Genomic DNA, 9765 nt, shown 5'->3' with positions numbered 1-9765 from the left:
GGGCGGGGGGGCGCCGTCGGGTCATCCGTGCTGGTAGGCCACCAGGGAGATGCCGACGTAGTGCACGACGAAGGCGGCGAGCGTGAGGGAGTGGAACACCTCGTGGAAGCCGAACCAGCGGGGGGAGGGGTTGGGGCGCTTGATCCCGTAGATCACGCCCCCCGCGCTGTAGAGGAGCCCGCCGACGATCACCAGGATCATCACCGCGACGCCGCCGGTGCGCATGAAGTCCGGCAGGAAGAAGACGGCCGCCCAGCCCATCGCGATGTAGCAGGGCGTGTAGAGCCAGCGCGGGGCGCCGACCCAGAAGACGCGGAAGGCGATCCCGGCGAGCGCGGCCGCCCAGATGCCCCACAGCAGCCACCGGCCGGTGGAGCTGGGCAGGAGCAGCAGGGCGAGCGGGGTGTAGGTGCCCGCGATGATCAGGAAGATGTTGGCGTGGTCGAGCCTGCGCAGGACGCGGTCCATGCGCGGGCTCCAGTCGCCGCGGTGGTACAGGGCGCTGACGCCGAACAGCAGGCAGGCGCTGAGGGCGTAGACGCCGCAGGCGACGCGGCCGCGGGTGGAGTCGGCGAAGGCCGTGAGCACCAGACCCGCGATGAGGGCGGCCGGGAACATTCCGAGGTGCAGCCAGCCGCGGAGCTTGGGCTTGACCGGATGCGGCAGGGAGAGCGCCACGGGGCCGCGGCCGGCGGCCGGGGCGTCCGTGGGCGCGTCGGGAACGGGCGCTGTCATGCACTCAATCGTACCTACGCGCCCGTAGGCCACGGCTCGTGGAAGCGCGGCGCGGGGCCGGGAGTGGCGGGCGTCTCAGGGGAGTTCGGTCAACGGACGCTCGGCTGAACGTCAAGTGGACGCAAAGTGACCGCTCTACACGTGGCCATCCTCACTCCGCTCACCTGTGAGGCCCTCTGGACATATGGGCGGTACCATCGGATGATCAAATGAGTGCGGTCGACACCGGATGAGCGCCCAAGGTCACCACCGAGAAGCATCCGGGTCGCAGCCCCCACGGGGCCTCCAACAAAAAATCCCTCTTTTAGGAGCAATCGTGGCGCGCGACATCGCGGCTCCCCCCGTCATCCCCACCGACCACCAGGAACTCGTCTCCTGGGTGAACGAGATCGCCGAACTGACCCAGCCGGACAACGTGGTCTGGTGTGACGGATCCGAGGCCGAGTACGAGCGCCTGTGCGGGGAGCTCGTCGAGAAGGGCACCTTCAAGAGGCTCGACCCGGTCAAGCGCCCCAACTCCTACTACGCCGCCTCCGACCCCACCGACGTCGCGCGCGTCGAGGACCGCACCTTCATCTGCTCCGAGAAGGAGGAGGACGCGGGCCCGACCAACCACTGGAAGGCCCCCGCCGAGATGCGGGAGATCTTCGCCGGCGAGAAGGGCCTGTTCCGCGGCTCGATGCGCGGGCGCACCATGTACGTGGTCCCGTTCTGCATGGGCCCGCTCGGCTCCGACCTCTCCGCCATCGGCGTCGAGATCACCGACTCCGCCTACGTCGCCGTCTCCATGCGCACCATGACCCGCATGGGACAGCCGGTGCTGGACGAACTCGGCTCCGACGGGTTCTTCGTGCGTGCCGTGCACACGCTCGGAGCGCCGCTGGCCGAGGGCGAGGCCGACGTTCCGTGGCCGTGCAACTCCACCAAGTACATCTCGCACTTCCCCGAGAGCCGCGAGATCTGGTCCTACGGCTCGGGCTACGGCGGCAACGCCCTGCTCGGCAAGAAGTGCTACGCCCTGCGCATCGCGTCCGTCATGGCGCGCGACGAGGGCTGGCTCGCCGAGCACATGCTGATCCTCAAGCTCACCCCGCCCACCGGTGAGTCCAAGTACGTGGCCGCCGCCTTCCCGAGCGCCTGCGGCAAGACCAACCTCGCCATGCTGGAGCCGACGATCTCCGGGTGGACCGTCGAGACCATCGGCGACGACATCGCCTGGATGCGCTTCGGCGAGGACGGCCGCCTGTACGCCATCAACCCCGAGGCCGGTTTCTTCGGCGTCGCGCCCGGCACCGGCGAGCACACCAACGCCAACGCGATGAAGACGCTGTGGGGCAACTCGGTCTTCACCAACGTCGCGCTCACCGACGACAACGACGTGTGGTGGGAGGGCATGACGGAGGAGACGCCGGCCCACCTCACCGACTGGAAGGGCAACGACTGGACGCCCGAGTCCGGCGTCCCGGCCGCGCACCCCAACGCCCGCTTCACCACCCCCGCCGCCCAGTGCCCGATCATCGCGCCCGAGTGGGAGAGCCCGCGGGGCGTGCCGATCTCCGCGATCCTCTTCGGCGGCCGGCGCGCGAGCGCGGTCCCGCTGGTGACGGAGTCCTTCGACTGGAACCACGGCGTCTTCCTCGGCGCCAACGTGGCCAGCGAGAAGACCGCCGCCGCCGAGGGCAAGGTCGGCGAGCTGCGCCGCGACCCCTTCGCCATGCTGCCGTTCTGCGGCTACAACATGGGCGACTACATGGGCCACTGGGTCGACGTCGCCAAGGACAAGGACCAGGCGAAGCTGCCGAAGATCTACTACGTCAACTGGTTCCGCAAGAACGACGCGGGCAAGTTCGTGTGGCCGGGCTTCGGCGAGAACAGCCGCGTCCTGAAGTGGATCGTGGAGCGCCTGGACGGCCGTGCCGAGGGCGTCGAGACCCCCATCGGGATCCTGCCGACGAAGGACGCCCTCGACACCAAGGGCCTCGACCTCGCCGACGAGGACCTCGACTTCCTCCTCACCGTCGACAAGGAGATCTGGCGCGAGGAGGCCGCCCTGGTGCCCGAGCACCTCAACACCTTTGGCGACCACACCCCGAAGGAGCTGTGGGACGAGTACCGCGCGCTGGTGCAGCGCCTGGGCTGAGTCCCGCCCCGAAGACTCCGCGGCCGGCACGGATGTGCCCTGACCAGTGATCGTCACGGCCGGCCGCGGTGCGAACCGGCGAGCCGCGTACAACGGCGTACGCGGCCATGGGCCCGTCCCTACCGGTTCCTGTCCTCCAGGTAGCGGGTGTGCGTCTCCTGCCGCCGCGCCCCGATCTCGCGGAGCCCGGCCGTCAGCTGCTCGGCCTCCTCCTGCAACAGCGTCAACTGGCGTTCCAGATGCCGCTCCGGCGGCTCCTGCCCGGGGGCCATCCGCGTCCACCAGCGCGCCCGCACGAAGCTGTCGACGGCCTCGGGCAGATCCTGGCGGACCGTGCGGGACAGGGCGTGGACGCCGTCCGGGTCGCGGGCGAGGAGCTCCCCGACCCAGCCGGGCTCCAGCAGCGCGGCCAGCAGCCCGGTGAGCTCGGTGAGGCGACCGGCGGCGGCCGGGGGCAGGTCGACCTCCGCGAGATAGCCGCCGAGCCGCTCGAAGTCCTCGCGCACCTCGTCCAGCTGGGCCGACGGGTCCGGGAAGGCGGGCAGCGGCGGCCGCTCCGGCGGGGCGAGCAGCGCGCCCACGCCGTACAGGCCGGCGACGACCGCGGGCCACAGCGGGCCGGCGAGCCCCGTGAACGTCAGCGCCAGGCCCACCAGACCGCAGGCGCTGCCCGCGATGTTCTTGCGGGACTCCAGATACCGGACGAACCTACTGGTAGCCACGGATCTCCTTGAAGGCGCCGTCCAGCGAGCCCTTCCTGGCGTCGAAGAGCCGGCCGCCGGTCAGGTCGGCGATGTGCTGCAACTGCGCGCGGTCGGAGTCGCCGAAGAGGACGGCGAAGACGGGGATGTCCCGCCGTTCGCCGGGGAGCCGCCGGTAGAAGGCGTCGAAGTCGTCGGCGTCGTCGCCCTCGGTGTTCTCGCCGTCCGTCATCAGCACGATGGAGGTGAAGGCGTCCCGGCCGGAGCCCAGGTGGTCGTAGGCCTTCTCCAACGAGGTGTAGATCGCGGTCCCGCCCTCGGCCCGGAGCCCGTCGGCGTCGGCGCGGATCGCGGCGAGCCCGGCGCGCGGGTCGGCGGGGCGGACGACATGGGTGGCGACGCTCTTCACGTCCGAGCCGAACGGCATCAGCGTCACCTCCTCGCGGTCGCGGAAGTCGCCGGTCAGGTCGGTGAGGGCGTTCTTCAGCCGGCTCAGCCGGTCGCCCTTCATCGAGCCGGAGGTGTCCAGGACGTACACCGTCCGCGAGGGGCGGCGCAGCTCGTTCTCGTAGGCGTCGAGGAGTCCGTCGGCGACGGAACGGCTGCCGGGGAAGGGCAGTTCGCGGCGGCGCGCGGTGTCCAGACCGGCCGCCGGGGCCACCGAGGCGACGACCGGGCGGCGGTGGGTGCGGGCCGTGATCAGGCGCTGGACGGCCGGCGTGCGCAGGGCCGTGGTGACCCGTTCGACGTTCGCGCGGGTCGTGGCGTCGGTGGCGGCGAGGGAGGCGAGCGGGTAGTCGGCCGTGACGACGCCGTCCGTCGGGCGGATCACCGTCATCCCCGGGAGGCCCTTCAGCACGGACTCGTAGGTGAGCAGCGCGTCGACGTCCGGGTGGCGCGCGTACGCGCTCGCCAGCCAGCCCGACGAACCCGAGGTCAGCCGCTGCCCCTTGAAGAACTTCCGGAGCCTGGGGGCGGCCTTCGCGACGTCGGCGTCGGTCAGCGCCGACTGGGCTCCCGAGAGCGCCGAGGCGACCGAGATCAGCGTCGCGAAACCGGAGTTCGAGCGGGCCGGGTCGGTCATGCCGTAGGTGAGCCGGCCGCCGCGGACCGCCTCCTCGACCTGCGTCCAGGTGACCTGGCCGGCCTTCCAGCCGAGGGCGTCCAGTGCCGTGGTCCGCACGCCGACGGCCACCGGGCTGGACATGATCGGGGTCTCCGAGACGACCTTCCTCGCCGCCTCGGGGCGCAGCCGCAGAGAGGCGCCCGAGGACAGCCACACCGCGTCGTACCTCGCGTCGGCGCGGCCGCTCGCCAGCAGGTTCACGGCGTCGAGGGTGCCCGTGTAGGTGGGCCGGACCGTGACGCCGGTGTCCGCGCGGACCTGTTCCAGCACGGGCGTCATGTCGGCGAGCTCGCTGGAGGCGAGGACCCGGAGCGTGCCGGGCCGGGGGGCGGTGGGGTCCTCGCCCCGGTCGTCCTCGGCCGAGCAGGCGGTCAGCAGCAGGGCGAGGGCCGTCAGCGCCAGAAGGCTCCGGCGGGGCCGGCGGGCGGGCTCGGTGCGGGCTCTCGTGCCGGGCCTCATGCGGGACCGCCTTCCAGGGCGCCCCGCGAGCGGCTGCGGTCCAGGTAGGAGCCGGCCTGCTGGAGCTCGGCCGTCAGGTTCTCCACGGTGAGCGCCATCGCCTCGGTCGCCTGCGCCTTGTAGACGTCGATGGCGTCGAGGGTGCGGTAGATCTGCTGGAACGCGGCGCGCAGGGTCTCCGCGCCGACGGCCGGGTCGGCGGCGATGCGCTGGATCTCCCCGCTCTGCGTCGCGAGCATCTCCGCGTTGCCCCGGATGAGGTCCTCCGTGGTTCCGCGCAAGGCGTCCACCTGCTCGATCACCTTCTTCTGGTGGTCGAGCGCGGCCGCCAGCATGACCGAGATGCGCAGCGCGGACACCGTGGTGGTGGCGGCCCGGTCGACGCCCTTGATCAGCTCCTCGTTGTTGCGGCGCACGACGTCCATGGCGAGGTAGCCCTGCGCGCACACCGCGAGCTGGGTGAGGAGGTCCTGGTGCTTCTGCCGGACCGGGAACAGGACGTCGGCCCGCAGCCCGTCGGCCCGCTCCGGGTCGGTGGCCCCGGCGTCGGCGACCTGCCGCTCGACGGCCGCGTCCAGGGCCTCGGTCAGCACCACGTACTCCTGGAGCTTGCCCATGGTCTCCCAGAGCCGCACCCGCTCGGTCTGCAACGCTGCGTTGTCGCGGCGCAGTTCGTCCTGCCCGCCGCGCAGCGAGCCCACGATCCTGTTCAAGGTGCCCTGGGCGGACGCGTACCTGGCGACGTGGTCGCGCAGCCTGTTCCCGCCGGGCAGCCGGGACAGGAACCTGCGCCCCCTGGACGCCGGCAGATCGCGCGGGTCCAGGTCCTCGACCACCCGCCGCAGTTCCACGAGCGAGCCGGCGACCTTCGACTGGGCGTCCCCGCCCTTGTCCGGCAGGCTCCTGACGGTGCGTTCCAGCATGCGGTTGGACTGTGCGGCGGCCGTGCGCATGTCACCGGCGCCCAGGGCGGTGATCTCGCCGACCTTGCCCGCGAACTCGGGCGAACGGGCGTCGAGCGCGGCGAGCCCCTCGACGTACGCGGCGGCCCTGGCGGCCATGTCGGCGCGGACGGACTCCTCCACGGGGACGAGTCCGCCGGCCTTCTCGCGCGGCACGGCGGCCACGGCCTCGGGCGGGGTGAGCGTGAGGGTGGAGCGGGAGGTGTCGTCGGACATGTGTGGTTCCCCCTATCCGCGCGCCCGTCGCGCCAGCTCGTGCAGCACCGCGGAGGTGGGCACGGGCGCCTGGCGGACGCCGGTCAGTCGCTGCTTCAGGTAGGTGGCGGCCGAGGCGAACTCGGCGGTGACGCCCTGCGGGCGGAAGCCGTGCCGGACCTCCAGCCCGCGCAGCGCCGGGTCCGTGGACAGGAGCCGGGCGAGCGCGGCGCCGTCCTCGGTGAGCGGCACGGCGGTGTGGTCGCTGTCGACGGTGGTGTCCGGGTAGAGCACCACCAGGTCGTCGGGCTGCCGGCCGTTCGCCAGGAGCGAGGCGACCTGCGACTCGTAGACCAGGACGAGCGGGTTGCCCGCGCCGCTGACGAAGTCCCGGAAGGCCGCGTCCGTGCTGGACTGCTGGGCGCCCTGGACGCTGACCAGCTTGTGCAGCAGGGGCGCGGTCCGCGCCACCTCGGCGTCGCTCGCGACCACCTTGCCGGCGTTCGCCACACAGGACGCGGCGGCCAGATACAGCGCGCCCGAGCTGGAGGTCTCCGGGTCGGTGCTGGACAGATAGAGCGTCCCGGTCAACTCCCCGTACCGGGAGGCGCCCTTGAGCTGCTGCCAGGTGCGGTCCGCGCGGGCCGCGGCCAGGTAGGCGGCCATCCTCAGCGTGCCGCGGTGCTCGGCGTCCAGGATGGCCAGACCGTTCCCCGCGAGCACGCCCGCGGCGTTCTTGTGCGCCACGACGACGAGCGGCGAGTAGAAGGGGCGCGGGAGGGTCCCCCGCACTGCGTACTTCGCGGCGAGTTCGGCGGCGGGCGCCTGGCTGGAGGGGAAGGCGAGGTCGTAGCCCTTGAGGTCCAGTCCCTCCATGGCCCAGGACCCGGAGGTCTCGGCGCTGACGGTGTAACCCTTGGCGGCCAGGGCCTTCACCACGTCCGGGTCGGCGAAGAACTCCGCCTTCTCCGACCCGATCACCATCCGCACGGTCTTCGTTGCCGTGCCCTTGTCCCCTTCGCTGCGGCCCGCGACGACGGCGACCACCACGCCCGTCATCAGCAGCACCGCGAGGACGATTCCTGCGATTCGTCTCACGGGGGGAGCGTGCTCGCGGAACCCCACGTTCCCGGGTGGACCGGGTGAACGGGGGGTGAAGGGGGTGCCCCGGAACTCAACGGGAGCCGGGGATTCCCCTTGCGCCCCGCGGCGGGGTCACTCCGTGCGGTCGCCCGCCCTCCCGTACCGCCGGACGTCGGCGGCCTCCACGGTCCACGGGTGGGGAGAAAAGTGGCGCCCGGTCCGCGCGTCGCTGCGGGTGCACGCGGACCGGGGCCGTTCAGGGACCCCGGGGGAGGGGTCAGCCGGTGGCGCTCAGTTCGCCGGTCCCGACCAGCGCGGCGGCGTGCGCGTCCATGCGCTGGGCCGCCAGGATCGCCGCAGAGGTGTCCGCGCGGGAGGCGGCGACCAGCAGGGCGCGGCCGGCGAGGGCGTGCGCCCGCTCGTGCGCGGCCGTGGGGCGCGGCTTGTCCGGGGGGGCGGCGGCGAGGGGCGCGCGGACCGGCGTCCGGCCGCCCCGCAGTCGGGCGACCTGCTGCGCGAGCCGTGCGGCCGCGGTGTCCAGGTCGGCCGAGGGAGCCGTCGCGCGCAGTTCGTCGGTGACGGCGAGCAGTGCCGCGAGATGACCCGCGAGCTGGATGTCCAGCTCTTCCTCGCGGGAACGGTGGGGGAAGTCCGCGGGCGTGTCGGCCGTCGTGGTGGGGACGGACCCACGGGAGGCGGGGGTGCGGATCGGCTCGTACATGAGGATGGCCTCCTGTGCTGTCAGGAAACCATCCTAGCTTGGATTTCGTCTAAAGTAGCGAATCTCTTGAAGTTGCCGCCGGAACGGGGTTTAGGGCTGGCTGTAGCCGTCCAGGAAGCGCGCGATCCGCCCCACCGCGTCCCGCAGGTCCGTCGCCGAGGGGAGGGTGACGACCCGGAAGTGGTCGGGCTCGGGCCAGTTGAAGCCGGTGCCCTGGACGACCATGATCTTCTCCCGGCGCAGCAGGTCCAGGACCATCCGCCGGTCGTCCTTGATCTTGAAGACGGCCGGGTCCAGGCGCGGGAACAGGTACAGCGCCCCCTTCGGCCGTACGCACGTCACGCCCGGGATCTGCGTCAGCAGCTCGTACGCCGTGTCCAGCTGCTCCTTCAGCCGCCCGCCCGGCAGCACCAGGTCGTCGATCGTCTGGCGTCCGCTGAGCGCGGCCACCACCCCGTGCTGGCCCGGCATGTTCGCGCACAGGCGCATGTTCGCCAGGATCGTCAGGCCCTCGATGTAGGAGTCGGCGTGCGCGCGCGGCCCGGAGATCGCCATCCAGCCCACCCGGTAGCCGGCCACCCGGTAGGCCTTCGACATGCCGTTGAAGGTGAGGGTGAGCAGGTCCGGGGCGACCTTGGCGGTCGGGGTGTGCACGGCGCCGTCGTAGAGGATCTTGTCGTAGATCTCGTCCGAGCAGACCAGGAGGTTGTGGCGGCGGGCGATGTCGGTCAGCCCCCGCACCATCGCCTCGTCGTACACCGCGCCCGTGGGGTTGTTCGGGTTGATGATGACGATCGCCTTGGTGCGGTCGGTGACCTTGCGCTCGACGTCGGCGAGGTCCGGCATCCAGTCCGCCTGCTCGTCGCACCGGTAGTGCACGGCGGTGCCGCCGGAGAGCGACACGGCGGCGGTCCACAGCGGGTAGTCCGGAGCGGGGACCAGGACCTCGTCGCCGTCGTCCAGCAGGCCCTGCATCGCCATGACGATCAGCTCGGAGACGCCGTTGCCGATGAAGACGTGCTCGACGTCCGTCTCGATGCCGAGCGTCTGGTTGTGCATCACGACGGCCCTGCGCGCGGCCAGCAGGCCCTTGGCGTCGCCGTAGCCGTGCGCCGTGGAGACGTTGCGGAGGATGTCCTCCAGGATCTCCGGCGGGCAGTCGAAGCCGAAGGCGGCCGGGTTGCCGGTGTTCAGCTTGAGGATGCGGTGGCCGGCCGCCTCCAGGCGCATCGCCTCCTCGAGAACCGGGCCCCGGATCTCGTAACAGACGTTGGCGAGCTTGGTCGACTGGATCACCTGCATGTCTGGGAGCTTACGGCCCGGTCACGCTCCGTGGGGCGTGTTTTCCGCCACGCGAGACGGGTGATTTGGTGCGTTATCGCCCCCGGTGCCACCGGCCGCTGTCCCAGGCGTCACGCCAGTCCCTAGAATCCCGGGTCATGTCCAGGCCAGGTGAAGAAGACGCGTCCCGGGTGAGGCCGAACGTGTACCACCCGTACGCGGCGACGGACCCGGCCCCGTACGAGCGGTACGCCGATCCGGCGGCGGCCCACGGGTGGGAGAGCGCCTACGACGAGACCCAGCGGCTGCCCCCGGTCGAGCCGCCCGCGGCGACGGGCGGACGGGCGGACCGCCGCCGCGCC

The 9765-nt window shown here is 71.9% G+C and carries 8 protein-coding genes; 1 reads left to right on the top strand and 7 read right to left on the bottom strand.

Annotated features, from left to right (window positions below; all coding sequences use genetic code 11):
* Positions 1 to 21: 21 nt before the first annotated feature.
* Positions 22 to 735 (bottom strand): PAQR family membrane homeostasis protein TrhA, encoded by a 714-nt coding sequence (gene trhA / locus KMS84_RS35940; protein ID WP_256920733.1) that lies wholly within the window; start codon positions 733 to 735, stop codon positions 22 to 24.
* Positions 736 to 1051: 316 nt separating this feature from the next.
* Between trhA and KMS84_RS35935 the strand changes: the two genes are divergently transcribed.
* Positions 1052 to 2875 carry a phosphoenolpyruvate carboxykinase (GTP) gene (locus tag KMS84_RS35935; RefSeq protein WP_256920732.1) on the top strand — a complete coding sequence of 608 codons (1824 nt, stop codon included), beginning with the start codon at positions 1052 to 1054 and terminating at the stop codon, positions 2873 to 2875.
* Positions 2876 to 2994: 119 nt separating this feature from the next.
* Here KMS84_RS35935 and KMS84_RS35930 read toward each other — a convergent pair whose 3' ends face one another.
* From KMS84_RS35930 to KMS84_RS35905, 6 genes are all read right to left on the bottom strand, one after another.
* Positions 2995 to 3597, bottom strand: coding sequence for a hypothetical protein (locus tag KMS84_RS35930; protein WP_256920731.1), 603 nt, complete (start codon positions 3595 to 3597; stop codon positions 2995 to 2997).
* Positions 3584 to 5161, bottom strand: coding sequence for a vWA domain-containing protein (locus KMS84_RS35925; protein WP_256920730.1), 1578 nt, complete (start codon positions 5159 to 5161; stop codon positions 3584 to 3586). Before KMS84_RS35925 ends, KMS84_RS35930 begins: the two co-directional genes overlap by 14 nt.
* Positions 5158 to 6339 carry a toxic anion resistance protein gene (locus tag KMS84_RS35920; RefSeq protein WP_256920729.1) on the bottom strand — a complete coding sequence of 394 codons (1182 nt, stop codon included), beginning with the start codon at positions 6337 to 6339 and terminating at the stop codon, positions 5158 to 5160. The genes KMS84_RS35925 and KMS84_RS35920 overlap by 4 nt, the downstream gene beginning before the upstream one ends.
* 12 nt (positions 6340 to 6351) lie before the next feature.
* Positions 6352 to 7416, bottom strand: coding sequence for a substrate-binding domain-containing protein (locus KMS84_RS35915; protein ID WP_256920728.1), 1065 nt, complete (start codon positions 7414 to 7416; stop codon positions 6352 to 6354).
* A 262-nt stretch (positions 7417 to 7678) separates the two neighbouring features.
* Positions 7679 to 8122 carry an SCO4983 family protein gene (locus KMS84_RS35910; RefSeq protein ID WP_256920727.1) on the bottom strand — a complete coding sequence of 148 codons (444 nt, stop codon included), beginning with the start codon at positions 8120 to 8122 and terminating at the stop codon, positions 7679 to 7681.
* A 90-nt stretch (positions 8123 to 8212) separates the two neighbouring features.
* Positions 8213 to 9424 (bottom strand): pyridoxal phosphate-dependent aminotransferase, encoded by a 1212-nt coding sequence (locus tag KMS84_RS35905; RefSeq protein WP_256920726.1) that lies wholly within the window; start codon positions 9422 to 9424, stop codon positions 8213 to 8215.
* Positions 9425 to 9765: the final 341 nt, after the last annotated feature.

The organism is Streptomyces hilarionis (assembly GCF_024539675.1).
Taxonomy (GTDB): domain Bacteria; phylum Actinomycetota; class Actinomycetes; order Streptomycetales; family Streptomycetaceae; genus Streptomyces; species Streptomyces hilarionis.
Note: the sequence above shows the minus strand (reverse complement) of the source record. Positions and strands in the feature narration are given on the sequence as shown.

Coding starts and splice junctions, on each gene's coding strand:
- trhA (WP_256920733.1), bottom strand. CDS start 735: ATGACAGCGCCCGTTCCCGACGCGCCCACGGACGCCCCGGCCGCCGGC.
- KMS84_RS35925 (WP_256920730.1), bottom strand. CDS start 5,161: ATGAGGCCCGGCACGAGAGCCCGCACCGAGCCCGCCCGCCGGCCCCGC.
- KMS84_RS35920 (WP_256920729.1), bottom strand. CDS start 6,339: ATGTCCGACGACACCTCCCGCTCCACCCTCACGCTCACCCCGCCCGAG.
- KMS84_RS35910 (WP_256920727.1), bottom strand. CDS start 8,122: ATGTACGAGCCGATCCGCACCCCCGCCTCCCGTGGGTCCGTCCCCACC.
- KMS84_RS35905 (WP_256920726.1), bottom strand. CDS start 9,424: ATGCAGGTGATCCAGTCGACCAAGCTCGCCAACGTCTGTTACGAGATC.